The organism is Rhodococcus sp. Chr-9 (assembly GCF_000801125.1).
In the GTDB taxonomy this organism is placed as follows: Bacteria; Actinomycetota; Actinomycetes; order Mycobacteriales; family Mycobacteriaceae; genus Rhodococcus; species Rhodococcus pyridinivorans.
Map to the genome: position 1 here is coordinate 744,868 of NZ_JTIZ01000122.1, position 18,166 is coordinate 763,033.

Annotated in this window: 14 protein-coding genes and 3 pseudogenes; 12 read left to right on the forward strand and 5 right to left on the reverse strand. The window is 66.6% G+C overall.

All coding sequences use genetic code 11. The features are described from left to right. Positions 1-17 precede the first annotated feature (17 nt). Entirely contained in the window at positions 18-2,345 is a 2,328-nt protein-coding gene (locus tag QR64_RS22620; protein ID WP_039587292.1) for an arylsulfatase, read from the forward strand. 54 nt (positions 2,346-2,399) lie between these two features. Here QR64_RS22620 and QR64_RS22625 read toward each other — a convergent pair. The 3 pseudogenes from QR64_RS22625 to QR64_RS28415 all read right to left on the reverse strand — a co-directional run. Continuing rightward, positions 2,400-3,188, reverse strand: a pseudogene (locus QR64_RS22625) (aldo/keto reductase); the annotation flags it as partial. 39 nt (positions 3,189-3,227) lie between these two features. After that, a pseudogene (locus tag QR64_RS22630) lies at positions 3,228-4,122 on the reverse strand (MFS transporter); the annotation flags it as partial. Position 4,123: 1 nt separating this feature from the next. Then, a pseudogene (locus QR64_RS28415) lies at positions 4,124-4,425 on the reverse strand (MFS transporter); the annotation flags it as partial. A 162-nt stretch (positions 4,426-4,587) separates the two neighbouring features. Here QR64_RS28415 and QR64_RS22635 point away from each other — a divergent pair. The 4 genes from QR64_RS22635 (at position 4,588) to QR64_RS22650 (ending at position 8,901) form a co-directional block, all read left to right on the forward strand. Next, complete coding sequence (locus QR64_RS22635) at positions 4,588-5,079, forward strand: MarR family winged helix-turn-helix transcriptional regulator (protein ID WP_039587430.1); 492 nt, start codon at positions 4,588-4,590, stop codon at positions 5,077-5,079. 197 nt (positions 5,080-5,276) lie between these two features. Continuing rightward, positions 5,277-5,981, forward strand: a complete 705-nt coding sequence (locus tag QR64_RS22640) for a universal stress protein (RefSeq protein WP_006552057.1) — start codon at positions 5,277-5,279, stop codon at positions 5,979-5,981. A 428-nt stretch (positions 5,982-6,409) separates the two neighbouring features. Next, on the forward strand, positions 6,410-7,636 hold the full coding sequence (gene nhaA / locus QR64_RS22645) for a Na+/H+ antiporter NhaA (RefSeq protein WP_006552058.1): 1,227 nt from the start codon (positions 6,410-6,412) through the stop codon (positions 7,634-7,636). Continuing rightward, positions 7,633-8,901 (forward strand): glycosyltransferase family 87 protein, encoded by a 1,269-nt coding sequence (locus tag QR64_RS22650; protein ID WP_039587294.1) that lies wholly within the window; start codon positions 7,633-7,635, stop codon positions 8,899-8,901. Before nhaA ends, QR64_RS22650 begins: the two co-directional genes overlap by 4 nt. Here QR64_RS22650 and QR64_RS22655 read toward each other — a convergent pair. Next, positions 8,874-9,584: a FadR/GntR family transcriptional regulator gene (locus QR64_RS22655; protein ID WP_006552060.1), complete on the reverse strand. Its 711-nt coding sequence runs from the start codon at positions 9,582-9,584 to the stop codon at positions 8,874-8,876. The two genes, QR64_RS22650 and QR64_RS22655, sit on opposite strands and share 28 nt — an antisense overlap. A 26-nt stretch (positions 9,585-9,610) precedes the next feature. After that, positions 9,611-11,356: an L-lactate permease gene (locus QR64_RS22660; RefSeq protein ID WP_039587295.1), complete on the reverse strand. Its 1,746-nt coding sequence runs from the start codon at positions 11,354-11,356 to the stop codon at positions 9,611-9,613. A 200-nt stretch (positions 11,357-11,556) separates the two neighbouring features. On the opposite strand from QR64_RS22660, the gene QR64_RS22665 reads away from it, so the two are divergent. From QR64_RS22665 to QR64_RS22695, 7 genes are all read left to right on the forward strand, one after another. Further along, positions 11,557-12,321, forward strand: coding sequence for a (Fe-S)-binding protein (locus QR64_RS22665; RefSeq protein ID WP_024100947.1), 765 nt, complete (start codon positions 11,557-11,559; stop codon positions 12,319-12,321). Continuing rightward, the gene (locus QR64_RS22670; RefSeq protein ID WP_039587297.1) at positions 12,318-13,820 is read left to right on the forward strand and encodes a LutB/LldF family L-lactate oxidation iron-sulfur protein; all 1,503 of its coding nucleotides are present in this window, start codon (positions 12,318-12,320) and stop codon (positions 13,818-13,820) included. The genes QR64_RS22665 and QR64_RS22670 overlap by 4 nt, the downstream gene beginning before the upstream one ends. Beyond that, positions 13,817-14,440, forward strand: coding sequence for a lactate utilization protein C (locus tag QR64_RS22675; protein WP_039587298.1), 624 nt, complete (start codon positions 13,817-13,819; stop codon positions 14,438-14,440). The genes QR64_RS22670 and QR64_RS22675 overlap by 4 nt, the downstream gene beginning before the upstream one ends. Further along, the gene (locus QR64_RS22680) at positions 14,437-14,700 is read left to right on the forward strand and encodes a WhiB family transcriptional regulator (RefSeq protein ID WP_006552065.1); all 264 of its coding nucleotides are present in this window, start codon (positions 14,437-14,439) and stop codon (positions 14,698-14,700) included. The genes QR64_RS22675 and QR64_RS22680 overlap by 4 nt, the downstream gene beginning before the upstream one ends. A gap of 1,154 nt (positions 14,701-15,854) precedes the next feature. Continuing rightward, positions 15,855-16,400: a PadR family transcriptional regulator gene (locus tag QR64_RS28940; protein ID WP_161793640.1), complete on the forward strand. Its 546-nt coding sequence runs from the start codon at positions 15,855-15,857 to the stop codon at positions 16,398-16,400. Next, positions 16,322-16,573, forward strand: a complete 252-nt coding sequence (locus tag QR64_RS27080; RefSeq protein ID WP_052227394.1) for a hypothetical protein — start codon at positions 16,322-16,324, stop codon at positions 16,571-16,573. Before QR64_RS28940 ends, QR64_RS27080 begins: the two co-directional genes overlap by 79 nt. Positions 16,574-16,650: 77 nt before the next feature. Next, a complete protein-coding gene (locus QR64_RS22695; protein WP_039587302.1) occupies positions 16,651-18,138 on the forward strand; it encodes a DHA2 family efflux MFS transporter permease subunit in 1,488 nt (495 codons plus the stop codon). Positions 18,139-18,166: the final 28 nt, after the last annotated feature.

The following is an 18,166-nucleotide window of genomic DNA, read 5'->3' on the forward strand; positions in this document are numbered from 1 at the left end:
GAGAAGAGGCATCCACCATGAGCCAGGATCTGCGTCCGGATCCGATCCCGGGCGGAGAAACTCTGCCGTTCCCACCGGTGCCGTCGGGAAGCATCGCAGGACGGACCATGCAGGAATCGGTCTACAGCCCACGCACACAGCACCGTCGCCTTCCCGATGACGCCCCGAACATCCTCGTCGTCCTCATCGACGACGCGGGCCCCGGTCTGCCGAGCGCATTCGGCGGCGAGGTGAGCACACCCACGCTCGACCGCCTGCTCGACGAAGGCATCAGCTACAACCGCTTCCACACCACGGCGATGTGTTCGCCCACCCGCGCATCGTTGTTGACCGGACGCAATCATCACCGCGTCGGAAACGGGCAGATCGCCGAACTGGCCAACGACTGGGACGGCTATTCCGGGCACATCCCGAAATCGAGCGCCACCGGGGCCGAGGTGCTGCGCCACTACGGTTACACCACAGCGGCTTTCGGCAAGTGGCACAACACTCCTGCGGAGGAGACCACCGCAGCGGGTCCCTTCGACAACTGGCCCACCGGAGTCGGTTTCGACTACTTCTACGGTTTCCTCGCCGGCGAGGCGTCGCAGTACGAGCCGAATCTCGTCCGCAACACCACCGTCGTCTTGCCTCCGAAGACTCCCGTGGAGGGCTACCACCTCAGTGAGGACCTTGCCGACGACGCGATCGGCTGGTTGCGCCGCCACAAGGCGCTCGATCCGTCCCGGCCGTTCTTCATGTACTGGGCCAGCGGTTGTCTGCACGGGCCGCACCACATCATGAAGCCGTGGGCCGACCGGTATGCGGGCAAGTTCGACGACGGATGGGACGCTTATCGCGAGCGGGTGTTCGAGCGGGCCAAGGAGAAGGGCTGGATCCCACCGGAGGCCGAACTCACCGAGCGGCATCCCACCATGACGGCCTGGGACGACATACCCGACGACGAGAAGCCCTTCCAACGACGCCTCATGGAGGTTGCGGCCGGATACGCCGAACACTGCGACGTCCAGGTGGGGCGGCTGTTCGACGAACTCGACCGGCTGGGCTATCGCGACAACACCCTGGTCTTCTACATCTGGGGCGACAACGGGTCGTCCGGTGAGGGCCAGAACGGCACCATCAGCGAACTGCTCGCGCAGAACGGGATCCCCACGACCACGGCCCAGCACATCGCGGCCCTCGACGAACTCGGCGGACTCGATGTTCTCGGCTCCCCGAAAACGGACAACATGTACCACGCCGGGTGGGCGTGGGCGGGGAGCACACCCTACAAGGGCATGAAGCTTCTCGCCTCCCATCTCGGGGGAACCCGCAATCCCATGGTGGTGCGCTGGCCTGCGCGCATCACGCCGGATCGCACCCCACGCACCCAGTTCCTGCATTGCAACGACCTGGTGCCGACCTTCTACGAGCTGCTGGGCATCACACGGCCGCGGACCGTCAACGGGATTCCGCAGGATCCGATCGACGGCGCCGGTTTCGCCCGGACGTTCGTGGACCGTGACGCGCCGGCGGGCAAACTCACCCAGTACTTCGAGGTCATGGGCAGTCGAGCGATCTATCACGACGGATGGATGGCGTCGGCCTTCGGTCCCCGCGCACCGTGGCTGCCGGGGCTGCCCGGCGGGATCCGCGATTGGAGCCCGGACGACGACACCTGGGAGCTCTACAACCTCGACGAGGACTGGACGCAGAACCGCGACCTCGCAGAGCAGTACCCCGAGAAGTTGGCCCAGATGCGGGAGATCTTCGCGATCGAAGCGGCCAAGAACGACGCTCTTCCCATCGGTGGGGGTCTCTGGGTCGCGGCGATCCATCCCGAGCAACGCATCACCACGCCGTACACGAGCTGGGATTTCACCGGTGACGTCACGCGTATGCCCGAATTCTGCGCTCCCGCATTGGGAAACAAGAACAACCGGGTCTGCATCGAGGTGACCTTCCCGGAGCGGGCACACGGCGTCCTATATGCGCTGGGCGCCAACGGTGGTGGCCTGACGTGCTTCGCCGACGACGGCTACCTCTGCTACGAGTACAACCTCTTCATCCTGATGCGGACGAAGATGCGTTCGGCGACCCGCATCGCACCCGGGCACCACCTCGTCGAGGTGGTCACCAAGTACGCCGAAGCGCGCCCCGGTGGTCCGTTGAACGTCCGGATGTCAGTCGACGGGCAGTCGGTGGGGGAGACCGTCGTGCCGGTCAGTGCGCCGTTGCTGTTCACGGCCAACGACTGCCTGGACATCGGCACCTGCCTGGGTTCACCGGTTTCGCTCGACTACTTCGACCGTGCACCGTTCCCGTTCGACGGGGGCATCGACAGGATGACCGTCGAATACACCTGAACGCAGCTCTTCGAGCGCCTTACCGGCTCCGGGCGGTGGATCCGCCCGGAGCCNATCGGCACCGGCGATGGTCGACATGTCCTCGTCGGTCAGCTCGAAGTCGAAGACCTCGAAGTTCTCCCGGATCCGGGACGGCGTGACCGACTTCGGGATCACGACGTTGCCGAGCTGCAGATGCCAGCGCAGCACCACCTGGGCCGGCGACTTGCCGGTGCGTTCGGCGATCGACGTGATCGCCTCGTCGTTCAGCACGGCGCCCTGGGCGAGCGGGCTCCATGCCTCGGTGGCGATTCCGTGTTCGGCGTGGAAGGCGCGCAGTTCGCTCTGCTGCAGACCGGGGTGCAATTCGATCTGGTTGATCGTCGGGATGAGCGAGCTGCCGTCCAGCAGGCGCTGCAGGTGGGCGGGCTGAAAGTTCGACACGCCCGCGGCGCGGAGGCGTCCTTCTTCGACGAGGCGTTCGAGGGCACGCCAGGTGTCGGCATAGAGGTCGCGGGCCGGGGTCGGCCAGTGGATCAGGTAGAGGTCGAGACGATCGAGGCCGAGCGCGGCGAGGCTCGTGTCGAAGGCACGGAGGGTGGCGTCGTAGCCCTGATCGGAGTTCCACACCTTCGTCGTGATGAACAGCTCGTCGCGGGACAGTCCGGAGTCCGCCAGCGCGCGGCCGACGCCGGCCTCGTTGCCGTAGATCGCGGCGGTGTCGATGTGGCGGTAGCCGGTCTCGAGTGCGGCGCTGACGGCCGCAGTGGTCTCGTCCTCGGGGATCTGGAAGACGCCGAAGCCGAGCTGGGGGATCTCGACGCCGTTGTTCAGGGTGACGGTGGGGATCGTGGACGATGTCACGAGATGGTGCTCCTTCGGGGGTGTTCGCGTAGTTCGGGATCAGAGTCGGACGGGGTCGACGGCAGTACGGGAGGTGCTGTGGAGGTCGGGTTCTGCGGATGGGCGAGTTGCGTTGGCGTGATCGTCCTTTCGCTGTAGTCGGTGGGACAGGACCGCCGGGATCAGAGCGGACGCGGCCAGGACGGCCCCGACGGCGTCGGGTGCCGTGTACCCGAATCCGGCGGATATCACCATGCCGCCGAGCCAGGCGGCCAGAGCGTTGCCGAGATTGAAGGCACCGATGTTGGCGGCGGACGCCAGGGTCGGGGCGCCGTGCGCATGGTCGAGCACGTGCTTCTGCAGGGGCGGGACGGTCGCGAAACCGAGAGCGCCGATCAGGAAGACCGCCGCGACGGACACGGTTTCGTCGGAGGCCAGGAAGGTGAACAGACCGAGCACCACGGCCAGGCCGGCCAGGGCGGTGTAGAGCATCGGCATGAGATTGCGGTCGGCGAAATGTCCCCCGACGAGGTTGCCGACCACCATGCCGGTTCCGAACACGGCCATCAGCCAGGGGACGGAGGACTCGGCGAAACCGCCGACATCGGTCAGGATCGGTGCGATGTAGGTGATCGCGGCGAACACGCCCCCGAAGCCGAGGACGGTCATGGTCATGGCCAGCACGACCTGGACGTTCTTGAACGCCGCGATCTCGTGGCGCAGCCGGACGCCCTCGGGTCGGGGTACGTCGGGGACGAGCTTCGTGACGCCCACGAGACCGACGACGCCGAGCGCGGCGACGACCAGGAACGTCGCCCGCCAGCCCGCGGTGTGGCCGACGAAGGTACCCAGTGGGACGCCGACGACATTGGCAACCGTCAGTCCGGTGAACATCAGGGAGATGGCAGCGGCCTTCTTCTGCGGTGCCACCAGCTCCGCGGCGACCACCGAGCCGNGCGACGACGCGGCCGATCAGCATGACGGCGAAGGTGGGCGCGAGGGCAGAGACGGCATTGCCTAGGACGAACAGGCCCATGAGCAGCATCAACATGTTCTTACGGGAGATCCTGGTGCCGAGCGCCGTCATGATCGGGGCGCCGATCATGACGCCGAGGGCGTAGCCGGTGACGAGATATCCGGCGGTGGGGATCGACACTCCGAGATCCGATCCGACCTGGGGGAGCAACCCCATGATCACGAACTCGGTGGTGCCGATTCCGAAGGCACCGATGGCCAGGGCCAGCAGGGCGAGTGGCATGAGAACGATCCTTCGATCGAGAAGAGACGCAGACGCGCTTTACTGGCGTAAACAATAATTGCAGACGCCGACTAACTGCAAGCGCGGGTATAGTGAGCGATGTGGCGACGTCGGCATGCCGTCCGCGTCACCTGTTCGTACGAGCCGACCCAGGAGCCCACCATGACCGCCACGGACCCGTCGATGACCGCGTTGGCCAACAGGTGGTCGGCGCTGTCGCTCCTGCACGGGCGAATCGAGAACCGGATCGAGAGCGCTCTGCAGTCCGGCCACGAATTGAGCGTGCGCGAATATTCGCTGCTGGACGTGCTCAACCGTCAGCACGACGGGGAGGGCGGGCACCTGCAGATGCGCCAGGTCGCCGACGCTGTGGTCCTCAGTCAGAGCGCGACGACGCGGCTGGTCACCCGGCTCGAGGATCGTGGGTTGCTCGCGCGCTATCTGTGTCCCACCGATCGCCGCGGCATCTACACCGACGTCACCGACGCCGGTCGGCGCCTGCTCGAAGAGGCCCGGCCCACCCACAACGCCGCCCTCCGGGAGGCGCTCGACGAGGCCGCAACCGAACCCGTCCTGGCGCCGCTGGTCGATGCCATCCGGCAGTTGCAGGACAGTGATCGGGCGGATACCGCCGGGGGTCCGACTCGACGCTGACGGGGGCGATCTCGCGGCGACGTCCTCCGCACAGACCTGTCGGAACAACAGGTGAGATCACGCGGCCGGGTCGGGTATCGTCTCCCCTGGTGTGCCGGGAAGACTGGTCGGCGGGAACAGGTTTCTTCGACGACCCCGGAGGATGACATGAACGCAGCGGTACACCTCTTCTCGGCGCACGCATCTGGGGGCACGCCATGAACTGGGCAGTCTTCGTCGCCTTCCTCGTCGTATGGGTGCTGTCAGGACTCGTGACCGGTCTGTGGATGGCACGTCGAGGCCACGACCCTCGCTGGACGATCATCGCCGTCATCCTCGGACCGCTGTTCGTCCCCATCGCCTTCGAGCGCATCGAGCGTGTTCCCCGGTCCGTCGAAGTGACGACGGTGGCCCGGCAGCACGCCGGAGAGGTCGACAAGGGCGGACTTCGCGTGATGGTCGGCTACGACGGATCCACCGAGGCCAAGCATGCGCTGGATGCGGCGCGACGACTGTTCGGCCCCGCCGGTGGAGTGCTCGAACTCGTCGTCGTGATCTCCTACGACGACGCCGGCGATCCCGACTCCGAACTTCTCGCCACGGTGCGACGACGCCTCGAGCAGGCCGTCGAATCGATGGGTGATATTTCGGTGGGATATGCCGTCCTCGCCGGCCCGGCCGGTCGATGCCTGGGTTGGTTCGCCGAGGAACACCACGCCGACGTTCTCGTCGTAGGGCGCCGCGGACGAGGCATGTCCTCCCGGATGCTCGGTAGCGTCGCCGAATACCTCATCGGGCACTCTCATGTGCCTGTGCTCGTCGTCGATCCCACCGTCATCTCGCCGGATGGGGGTACGAACGAACCCACGGTCGCCGTTCGGGTCGCTCCCGAGGAGAACGTGACGGGCACCGCGTCGAACTGACCCGATGCGGTATGGTCGATCTCGGTGCGCCGGGAAGTCTGGTCGGCAGAAGGAATTACGTCGTCGAACCGGAGGACCCGTGTCTGTACCCGTCTGTCCCGTCGCCACCCGTCGCGCCCGAGCTCTGCGGCCGGCGCAGTGAGCGGAACTCTCGCGAGGCATTCCCACCGCAGCGCCGGAGGTCGCATCGGCCTCCCTGCTGCGTGTCGGCGTCCGACACCGAAATCGCAGGGATGCCCTAGTTTTCGGTATCCGATTCCACTCCGAGGATCGGAACATACTGCCGCCCATGCGGATCGGGTGCATCCGACCCAGCCGGTCCACGTTCGCGTACCGCGTGCCGTCGAGAATTCCGAGGACCTGTGATGCCGAACATCTTCTCCGGAGTCCCTTTCCTCTCTCGCGGAACATGGGAGGACACACGCCGTGTGACGGAGATCCTCCGCAAGGAGACCGTCGGCGGTGTCCTGCTGCTCATCGGCGCCGTCATCGCATTGATCTGGGCGAACACCGGATGGTCGGATTCCTACCACGCCCTGCGGGAGACCCGTATCGGTCCGGCGTCATGGCACCTGGACCTGTCCCTGGGCACCTGGGCGGCCGACGGACTGCTCGCCGTGTTCTTCTTCGTCGTCGGCGTCGAACTCAAACGGGAGTTCGTCGAAGGCAGTCTGCGGGACCTGCGGCGTGCCGCCATGCCGGTGACCGCCGCCCTGGGCGGCATGATCGTCCCGGCCGTGATCTTCGCCGTCATCAATCTTCGTGGTGGCGCCGACGCGTTGAACGGATGGGCGGTCCCGACGGCCACCGACATCGCGTTCGCCGTAGCGATTCTCGCCGTCATCGGTAGTCATCTCCCGTCGGCGCTGCGAACGTTCTTGCTCACCCTCGCCGTGGTCGACGACCTGCTCGCCGTGACCGTGATCGCGGTCTTCTACACCGACGAGGTGAACCTGCTCTACCTGGGCGGGGCGCTGATCCCGTTGGCGCTGTTCGGCATCGCGCTCCGACGCGGCTTCGGTGCCTGGTGGCTCCTGGCGTCGTTGGCGGCAGTGACCTGGTGGCTGGTCCACGAATCCGGTGTGCACGCGACCATCGCCGGTGTACTGCTCGGCTTCGCGGTTCCCGTCGCCCGGCAGGTGGGGGACCGCACGATTCCGGTCGCCGAGCACGTCGAACACCGGATCCGGCCACTGTCCGCCGGAATTGCCGTGCCGGTCTTCGCCTTCTTCGCCGCCGGCGTCACCGTCGGCGGATTCACCGGCCTGGCGAACGCCCTCACCGATCCCATCTCCGCCGGGGTGATCGCCGGTCTGGTCGTCGGCAAGGTCGTCGGAATCTTCGGGGTCAGCTACCTGGTGGCGCGCTTCACCCGAGCACATCTCGACGACGAGCTGAGTTGGGTGGACGTGCTGGGTGTGTCCCTGCTCGGCGGTATCGGCTTCACGGTGTCCCTGCTCATCGGCGACCTCGCTTACGGTGCAGGCACCGTCGCAGCCGATCACGTGAAGGTGGCCGTGCTGTGCGGATCGTTGCTCAGCGCCGCTCTGGCCTCGACTGTTCTCGTCGCCCGTAACCGTGCCTACCGCAGGATCACGGCAGCCGAGCGGGTCGACGAGGACGGCGACGGGATTCCCGACGTTTATCAGCGATGAGCGAGAGCTCGGATCGCGGTCGGGACGGTGGGCCGTGGTGGGTCCAGCCGACCGTGCGGTCACCGCAGGCTCTGCTGAAGTGTGTCTTCTGGCCGGTCGCCGTGATGCTCGTCGTCCATCGCACGGTGATCCGCGCCGTGGACGGTGCGCGCACGGACGACTTCACTGGCGTCTACCGCGCAGCCGTCGCCTTCTGGAACCGTGAACCGGTCTACACAGCGACGTACGAACACGTCGACCCGCACTACCTCTACCCGCCGTCGGGTTCGCTGCTGATCGCACCGTTCGCGGTCCTCGAACACGAACTCTCGCGATGGGCGTTCATCGGGGTCAACGCGGCGGCCGTCCTCGTCGCCGTGTATCTCGTCGTGCGGATGTTCGGGTACACGGCGCGATCGACGGTGTTCCCGATCGCGGTGACGGTCGCCTTCGCGTCCGAATCGGTGATCAACACCCTGGTGTTCACCAACATCAACGGGGTGATCCTGCTCGGCCAGGTGGCGTTCCTGACGTTGTTGCTGGCGCGGCGGGACCTCTGGGCGGGCGCGGCGATCGGGGTGACCTTCGCGATCAAACCGATTCTCGCGCCGTTGCTGTTGCTTCCCGTGCTGCGCCGCCAGAGCAAGGTTCTCCTGACCGCCGCATTGGTGCCGGTCGGGCTCACCGCATTGGCGTGGCCGTGGGCTGCGGATCCGTGGCAGTTCGTCGAACGCACCGTTCCGTATCTGTTGCAGTCCCGCGACTACTTCAACAGTTCGATCACCGGCAATGGCACCTACTACGGTCTGCCCGAACCACTGATCCTCGCGCTGCGCATCGGTTTCGCGTTCCTCGCCGCGGCCACGATGTATCTGCTCCACCGCTACCACCGGCACGACGAGGTGTTCTTCGTCGTCACCGGTGCCGGCGTGCTGATGACCGCGTCGTTCCTGCTCGGTTCGCTCGGGCAGATGTACTACTCGATGCTCCTGTTCCCGTTGCTCATGAGCGTGGTCCTCCCACAGTCCGTGATGCGGAACTGGCCGGCCTGGCTGGCGGTGTACGGCTTCCTCAGTGCCGACGAATGGTACTCGGGCAGATGGGTGGAGGCGGGACGGTATGCCGAGTACATGCGCCCTACCTGGGGGTGGTCGCTGCTGCTCATCGTGGTATTCGCGGTGCTGGTCGATCGCCGACGATCCACACGCGTCCCCGAACCGGTCACAGACCCTTCGGTGGACATCGCCCGAGTCGGACGTCAGAACGCGTCGGCGCCGAAACTTTGAGTGTAGTAACCGCGGATGTGCTCGACGATGCGCTTGCGGGCGAGCGTGGCATCGCCGGCGCGGACCGCGTCGACGAGACCACGGTGCTCGTGACGCAGCCGCACGCAGGTCATGGGCCAGTCGGTACTTGGTGCGCCCGCGAGGACGTAGCTCTCGATGGAGTCGCGCAGACCGGCCATCATCGCCGCGACGACGAGGTTGCCCGCCGCGTCGGCCATCGCGACGTGGAACTGGGCATCGAGAACCAGGAACTCGGGTGCGGCCAACTCCGGATCGTCCATCGCGTCCAAGAGTTCCTCGGCCTGGATGAGCTCCGGTGCCGGGGTCCGGTCGGCCAGAGTCTGCATCACTTCCGTCTCGAGCACCAGGCGCGTGCGGACGATGTCGGAGACCGGGAAGTTCTGCGCGGCGACCTGCAGGCGCATGAGCATCGACATCCCGCCGGTGGGTCGCGAGACGATCATCGCGCCGGCGTTCGGCCCGGATCCGGTGTGGGTGCTGAGCAGACCGAGGGCTTCCATCACCCGCAGCGCCTCACGAACAGAGGACCGGCCGACGCCGAGTTGTGCGGCGAGCGTGCGCTCCGGGGGCAGACGCTGGCCCGGGCCGAGTTCTCCCGTGACCAGCATCTGCTCCAAGTGGTTGAGCACCTGCTCCCAGGCACGACCCTCGGACGACGACATGACTTCAGAGCCTAGTCGATTCCGGATCAGGGAAGCATCCAGGACAACACCGGGGTGGACTGCAGGTAGACCAGCACACAGAGGATGACGAGCATCGCGACGCTGTAGCCGATCACCTTGCGCAGCAACACCGATTCGCTGCCCGGCCGATCGACTGCGGTGGCAGCGATGGTGAGATTCTGCGGGCTGATCAGCTTGCCGACCACACCACCGGAGGTGTTCGCCGCGACCAGCAGAGTCGGGTCGATGCCGGCGGTCTGCCCGGCGGCCTGCTGCAGGCGGGCGAACAGGGCGTTGGCGGAGGTGTCCGAGCCTGTGACGGCGGTGCCGAGCCAACCGAGGATCGGGGAGAACAGGGCGAAGATCGCGCCGGTTCCGGCGAGCCACGTGCCGATCGCGACGGTTTGGCCGGACTGATTCATCACGTAGCTCAGACCCAGGACGGTGGCCACCGTGGCGATGGCGAGCTTCATCCTCACGACGGTGGTGCCGAAGGTGGCCGCGGCCCGGCGGACGGTCAGCGGGAACATGCCACCGCTGTCCCACCGTGCGTAGACGAGGGTGACGATCGCGCCGCTGAGCAGCAGCAGTGTTCCCGGCGACGACAGCCACGAGAACGTGTAGACCGCGCTGCTCGATGCGTCGCCGTTGCCCGTGATCAGATTGCCGTACAGGCCGGGCCACTCGATCTTGACGTCGGTGGCGGCGAGACGCTCCGGCAGATCGACACCGACGGTCCACAGCTTCGCGATACCGAACACCGTGATGACCAGTAGGTACGGGAACAGGGCCATGACGACGCGCGAAGCGGTCAGCGATTCGTCGGCGACGGGACGCTGCGGAGCGTGAGCGCCTCCGGGTCCCTCCTTGCCGGCCTGGACCGCGACGGCATCGGTGCGGGTGCGGGTGCGTGATAGTTGGTCCTCGGGGGTCCGCGGCTTCCAGATCTGGAGCATGAGCACGGCTGCGGTGAGGCCGGCGAGCGAGGCGACGACATCGGTGAGTTCGTACGAGAAGTGGCTCGAGCACCAGAACTGGGCGAGTGCGAAGGTCGTGCCGGTGACCAGTGCGATCGGCCAGGCCTGCCGGACACCGCGACGACCGTCGACGAGGAAGAGCAGCAACAGCGGCACGAAGAGCGCCAGGACGGGTGTCTGACGGCCGACGACGGCAGCGATCTCGGTGGCGGGGATGTCGGTCAGGGCGCCGGCGGTGGTGATCGGGATGGCCATGGCGCCGAAGGCGACCGGTGCGGTGTTGGCGATCAGGACCGTGACCGCGGCCCGCAGGGCGGGCATACCGAGGGTGACGAGCATGGCGCCGGTGATCGCGACGGGTGCGCCGAATCCGGCGAGTGCTTCGAGCATGCCGCCGAAACAGAAAGCGATGAGCATCGCCTGGATCCGCATGTCGCCGTGACCGATCGAGTTGAAGATGCGCCGCAGATCCTCGAACCGGCCACTGACGACGGTGAGTTCGTAGAACCAGATCGCGGTGATCACGATCCACATCACCGGGAAGAGCCCGAAGGTGATGCCCTGCAGGGCGGACAGGCCGGCCAGCGGCGCGGGCATGTCGAAACCGATGATCGCGACGACGAGCGCGACGACGAGGGCACCGAGTCCGGAATACCAGGCCTTGAGTTTGAAGCCGGCGAGCAGGACGAAGAAGGTCAGCAGCGGCGCAAGGCCCACGAGAGCCGATGCGGTGAGGCTGCCTGCGATGGCGTCAGTGGCGGGAGTGAATGTCACCGCCGATATACGGGTTGCCACACGAAACTCCTGTGGTTGCGCCGCTGTCGGCGGCGGATGTGATTTCGACCGATGTGGTCAGACCACGTGAAGGTACACCATGGTCCGCGTCACAGTCGACCCCCTGACGGAATGTGCGGTCGATATCCGAAAATGTGCGGTGCATCTCCGGAACGTGTGGTTCAATGTGGTCAGACCACACCCCCGATGCGGAGATCTCCATGCGAATCGCCCTGTTCGCGACGTGCCTCGGCGACACGATGTTCCCGAAGGCCGTTTCGGCCACCGCCCTGCTCCTCACCCGGCTCGGGCACGACGTCGTCTTCCCCGAACGCCAGACCTGCTGCGGCCAGATGCACGTCAACACCGGTTACCAACCCGACGCGCTGCCGCTCGTCGAGAACTACGTCGACGCCTTCGACGACACCAGTATCGACGCCGTCGTCGCCCCTTCCGGATCATGCGTCGGATCCGTTCGCCACCAGCACGAAATCGTCGCCTCCCGTTACGGTTCCGCGTCGTTGTGCGGGCGGGTCGACACCGTCAAGGCCAAGACGTACGAGTTGTCCGAATTCCTCGTCGACGTCCTCGGCGTCACCGACGTCGGCGCCTACTTCCCCCACCGGGTGACCTATCACCCCACCTGCCACTCGCTGCGGATGCTGCGAGTGGGGGAGAAGCCGCTCCAGCTGTTGCGGGCCGTGCGCGAGATCGACCTCGTCGAACTGCCCGAGGCCGACTCGTGCTGCGGATTCGGCGGCACCTTCGCGATCAAGAACGCCGAGACCTCCACCGCGATGCTCGCCGACAAGCTGAACAATGTCGCCGCCACCGGTGCCGAATACTGCAGCGCCGGCGACTCGTCGTGCCTGATGCACATCGGTGGCGGTCTCACACGACTGCGCACCGGTACCCGCACCATCCACCTCGCCGAGATCCTCGCCTCCGTGGAACCGGCCGTCGCCCCCAAGGGAGTGCCCGCGTGACCGCACTCGGTATGCCCGTCGTCCCGCCGCGTGGATCCGGAAATCTGCGCGGCATCAGGAAGTTTCCCGACGCAGCGCACCAGGAACTCGCGAACCCGCAGTTGCGCCGCAACATCGGCAAGGCCACCCACACGATCCGTGCCAAGCGACTGGACGTCACCGGGGAACTGGCCGACTGGGAGCAACTGCGCGACGCCGGCGCCGCCATCAAGACCGACGTGCTCAACCGCCTCCCGGAGTTGCTCACCCAGCTTGAGGAGGCGGTGACCGCGCGCGGCGGCGTGGTGCACTGGGCGGCCGACGCCGCCGAGGCCAACGCCATCGTCACCGACCTGATCCGGAAGACGGGATCCGACGAGGTCATCAAGGTCAAATCGATGGCCACCCAGGAGATCGGACTCAACGAGCACCTCGAGGAACAAGGGATCGCGGCCTACGAGACCGACCTCGCCGAGCTCATCGTCCAGCTCGGCCACGACAAGCCCTCGCACATCCTCGTGCCTGCCATCCACCGCAACCGCGCCGAGATCCGCGAGATCTTCCTGCGTGAGATGCCGGACGTCGACCCCGACCTCGACGACAACCCCCGTCATCTCGCAGCCGCGGCACGAAAATTCTTGCGACACAAGTTCATGACGGTGCCGGTTGCGGTGTCGGGCGCGAACTTCGGCATCGCCGAGACCGGCACCCTCGCCGTCGTCGAATCCGAGGGCAACGGCCGCATGTGCCTGACGCTGCCGCAGACGCTCATCACCGTCATGGGTATCGAGAAGCTGCTGCCCACCTTCCGCGACCTCGAGGTGTTCCTGCAGCTGCTGCCGCGCTCGTCGACGGGAGAGCGCATGAATCCCTACACGTCGATGTGGACCGGTGTCACCCCCGGCGACGGCCCGCAGGAATTCCACCTCGTACTGCTGGACAACGGCCGCACCGCCGCGCTCGCCGACGAGATCGGACGTGAAGCACTGCACTGCATCCGTTGCTCGGCCTGCCTGAACGTGTGCCCGGTCTACGAGCGCACCGGAGGCCACGCCTACGGCTCGACCTATCCGGGCCCGATCGGCGCCGTCCTCAGCCCGCAATTGGCCGGGATGGACGAACCCGACGACCCCAACGCCAGCCTGCCGTTCGCATCGAGCCTGTGCGGTGCCTGCTACGACGCCTGCCCCGTCAAGATCGACATCCCCTCGTTGCTGGTGGAACTGCGCCACCAGAAGGTCGAACACGCCCGCTTCGGACCCGAGGCCGCGGCGATGAAGGCCGCCTCGCTGGCCATGTCGACCTCACGACGCTGGACGGCCGCGCAGAAGGCCGCCGGGCTCGGCCGCGTCCTCGCCGGCAAGAAGGGAAAGATCACCCATCTTCCCGGTCCACTGGCCGGCTGGACAGACGCCCGCGACATGCCGGCCCCGCCGAAACAGACCTTCCGGCAATGGTGGGCATCCGACGAAGGACGTGCCGCGCTCGCGAAGGCACGCGAGGAAGGACAGCAGCGATGAGCAGTCGCGACGCGATTCTCGGCCGGATCCGTTCGGCGCAGACCCTGGCACCGCCGGTACCGGTCGAGGTACCGCGCGACTACCGTCTCGGACGCACCCTGCCGGACGCCGAACGCCGTGAGCTGTTGGTCGACCGACTGGTCGACTACAAGGCCCACGTGCACCAGAGCACGCCGGAGGATCTACCCGTCGTGCTGGCGAAGATTCTCACGGATCGCGGGGTGCGCCGCGTCGGGATCCCAGAGGGCCTGAAACGCTCGTGGATGGCGGAGTTCGGTGGCGAGGTGGTGGTCGACTCCACCGACCGACCTGCAGCCGACCTCGGTGATCTCGACGGGGTCGTCACCGGCTCTGCGGTCACCTGCGCCGAGACGGGCACGATCTTCCTCGACGGCAACCCCGACCAGGGGCGACGCGCGCTGACACTGGTCCCCGACCTGCACGTGTGTGTGGTGGCGATGGGCGACGTCGAGGTGGGAGTGCCCGAAGCGCTGGCCCGGCTCGTCCCGGAGCGGCCGATCACGATGATCAGCGGACCGTCCGCGACGTCGGACATCGAACTCGAACGCGTCGAGGGCGTGCACGGCCCCCGCACACTGGAGGTGGTGATGGTCGGATGACCATGCTGACCGAGCGTGTCCGGCCGCGACTCGGATGGCAACAGCATGCCAACTGCCGGACCTCCGACGAGTACTTCTTCTTCGCCCCGGAGGGCGAACCACCGAACATCCGCAGGCGGCGCGAGGTCGTCGCGAAGCGCATCTGCGCGAACTGCCCGGTGCTGGCCGAGTGCCGCACCCACGCGATACTCAGCGGCGAACCGCACGGAGTGTGGGGTGGACTGTCGGAACACGAACGGCTGCAACATCTCAACCACTGACCGCACACGATCTTCGGTGTTTCCGACCTCGAGAACTGCGCGGCCGCAGGTGGCGTCCCGTGCCTGATGAAGGGCAACACGTTCACTGTCTGCGGCTTCACTCGCGGGCACCTCGTATGGGTGCCGCAGCTCGCCGTCAACATTTTCGGGTACAACGCCGGATCGTGGCGCATCGATCGGCATCCCCGCGGTTCCTGGTGGATACAACCGGGGACGGTCGCGCGGACACATGGGGTTCGGCATCGTCGATGTGTGGCTGCACAGATCGTGACCGTATTCGAACGACGGGTTCCGGCCGGTGCGTCGCATCGGCCTGAACCGCTCATCTCAGGTTCATGGTTGCCCCGATTCGAACGTGAGGACCTCGTGAGCGAGGAAACGGAAACCCGCGAGGGCGGTAGACCCTCGCGGTGTCGGTGTCCTCCTCGTAGGAATGGAACCAGGTACCGATGATCGACGACGGTTCGCTCACAGTGCGTCCTGACGGGTCCGTGGTGGGTGATCAGCCGACGCGGTCCAGGATTGCGCCGATCTGATCGAGAAGCGACCGGAGCGAGGCGATCTGACGTCGCAGCTCGTCCACCTCGCCGTCGAGTGACACAAGTGCCGAGGTATCGGCTCGTGTCCCGCCGTTGCCGNGTCTGGGCCGGGTCCATCGCCCCGAGCAGGAACGGCGCACGCGGTCCTTCCAGGTACGCCCGCATGCGGAGCGACTGCCCGGAGGTGAACATGAGCATCGCATCGCCGCCGTCGCCCCAGATGCGGCGCTGGCTCAACCAGCGACCGATCTCGTATGTCGCGGTGCGACCGAGATGGAAGGGAGGTCGCGCTGTGCCGGTGGTCCCGAAGCACGAGTGGGCGATGACGACACCGTCGGTCGCTGCCGGTCCGCCGGGGAACTGGGCGTAGTTGAGGATCTGGGACGGCGACGCGGGATCATGCGCGACGTGAACGACGACCGGAATGCTCCCGACACCTGTCGGGGCCGGTGCGCGCTGCCCTGTCCGGCGTTCCGCAGACCTCGCGGGTCGATGGGGAGTCCAGGTCGGCCATGACGGATCCTCTCCTGCTCCGGAAGCGGCATCGAATGAAGCATCACCCTCGGTGCTGCGGAACCATGCGTAGCGGACTACTCGAAAGTCCTTCCTTCGGACGTGCCCATCAGGTGTGCGTCGGCGAATCGGCCTCCACCCCCAGGCAGTCTGCCACCCGGACGCGCCGATTCCGGGGTCGCTCGAGCGTGCCGATGTCGAGCGACCCAGTTTCTGCTCAGGCGCCGCGAGGACAACCTGATCAAGCTCCGGCCGAGCTCGCTGTACCACACCGTTTCCCGTCTCGCGGAAAGCGGACTGATCCGGCAGGAGGGCACCGAACGCGCAGGTAATCGGCCCGAGCGGACGACCTACAGCATCACCGAGGCCGGTGCCGCGACCGTGCGGGCCCGCCTCGCCGAGATCATCCGACGCCCGGTGGGGGGTATCCGATCTTTCCCCTCGGCCTCGCCGAATCGCACAACCTTCCGGCCGACGAGGTCGTCGTCCTCCTCGGCGAGCGCATCGACAGGCTCGAGGAGGAACTTGTCGAGTTCGACGCGATCCGCACGTGGGCCGCGGACAACGGCGTGCCGCGTCGCTACTGGGTGGCCGTCGACTTCCTCCGGGACAGGACCGCCCACGAATCGGAGTGGCTTCGTGCACTGATCGAGGAGATCCGCGACGGCTCCCTGGTGTGGCAGAGCGTCGATGCCGCCGATCGACGACTTCCGGACCCGCCCCGTGATCTCGGCCGCGACTGGGGTGCGGCGCTGACGGACGAGACTCTCGCCGAACTGCGGAGGAGCAGTGCGGAAAGTAGCGGTCCCGGTCGGTCGTAACGCAACGACCGAACCGGAACACCTCGACCCAATAGATCGCCGGTCGTGCTCGACCGGTACGAACAGGAACGAAATCGATGCAAACCGAACGTAATCCGTGGTGGGGCCTGTCGGCCCTGGTGGTCGGGTTCTTCATGATCCTGCTGGATCTGACCATCGTCGCGGTGGCCAACCCGGCGATCATGGCCGACCTGCAGGCCGACATCAATCAGGTCGTCTGGGTGACCAGCGCCTATCTGCTCACCTATGCGGTGCCCCTGCTGTTCACCGGTCGTCTCGGCGACCGGCTCGGACCCAAGCACGTCTATCTCGCGGGCCTGGTGGTGTTCACCGCGGCGTCGCTGTGGTGCGCGACCTCCGGCACCATCGAGATGCTCATCGCCGCCCGCGCCGTCCAGGGACTCGTCGCGGCGCTGATGACGCCGCAGACGATGGCGACCATCGCCCGCACCTTCGCGCCCGACAAGCGCGGCGCCGCCATGGGTCTGTGGGGCGCGGTCGCCGGACTGGCCTCGCTGCTCGGGCCCCTCGTCGGCGGTGTACTGGTCGACTGGCAGGGCTGGAACTGGATCTTCTACATCAACGTCCCGGTCGGCATCATCGCCTTCGTGTTGGCGGCATGGCTGGTGCCCAGCCTCGAGACCCAACCGCACAAGTTCGACGTCGTCGGCGTGATCCTCAGCGGCGTCGGACTGTTCCTGCTGGTCTTCGGAATCCAGGAAGGTTCCAGCCGCGACTGGGACGTCTGGACCTGGACGATGATCCTCGCGGGTATCGCGGTGATGGTGCTGTTCGTGCTCAACCAGGCGCGCAACAAGGGCGAACCTCTCGTGCCCCTGGCCCTGTTCCGCGACCGGAACTTCTCGATGTCGAACATCGCGATCTCGTCGATGGGCGCAGCCATGACCGCCCTGATGGTTCCGGCCTACTTCTATCTCGAGACGGTCCGCGGATTCTCACCCACGAAAGCCGCCCTGATCTTCGCCCCGATGGCGATCGTCACCGGTCTGACGGCACCGCTCATCGGCAAGTTCTCCGACCGGATGCCGCCCCGGGTGCTGCCCACCGTCGGCTTCACGCTCTTCTCCGCGACGATCTTCGGCTTCGCGGTGCTCATGACGCCGGACAGCCCCATCGTGCTGTTCCTGCTCATCGCCGGTATCGCCGGCGTGTCCAACTCGTGCATCTGGGCACCGCTGGCCTCCACTGCCACGCACAACCTGCCCATCCACCAGGCGGGCGCCGGTGCCGGCATCTACAACACCACCCGTCAGGTCGGTTCGGTGCTGGGCAGCGCCGCGATCGGTGCTCTGATCTCGTCGCGGATGGCCGCCCAAGGATTGGGTGAGGTGCAGGCCGGTGAGGGCGGCGGAGCCGCGATGGGAACCGCTCTCCCGGAGCAGATCGCCGAGATGTTCAGCACCGCGCTGAGCCAGTCGATGCTCCTGCCCGCCTCGGTCCTGATCATCGGGATCGTGGCGTCGGCGATGTTCGTCGGCCACGCCTCGTCGCAGCGGAAGGCGCAGGCCGGCACTTCGGCCGACCGCGCAGAGGTCACCGGCTGAGTCGGGTTCGTATGTAGTGGCCCGGTCG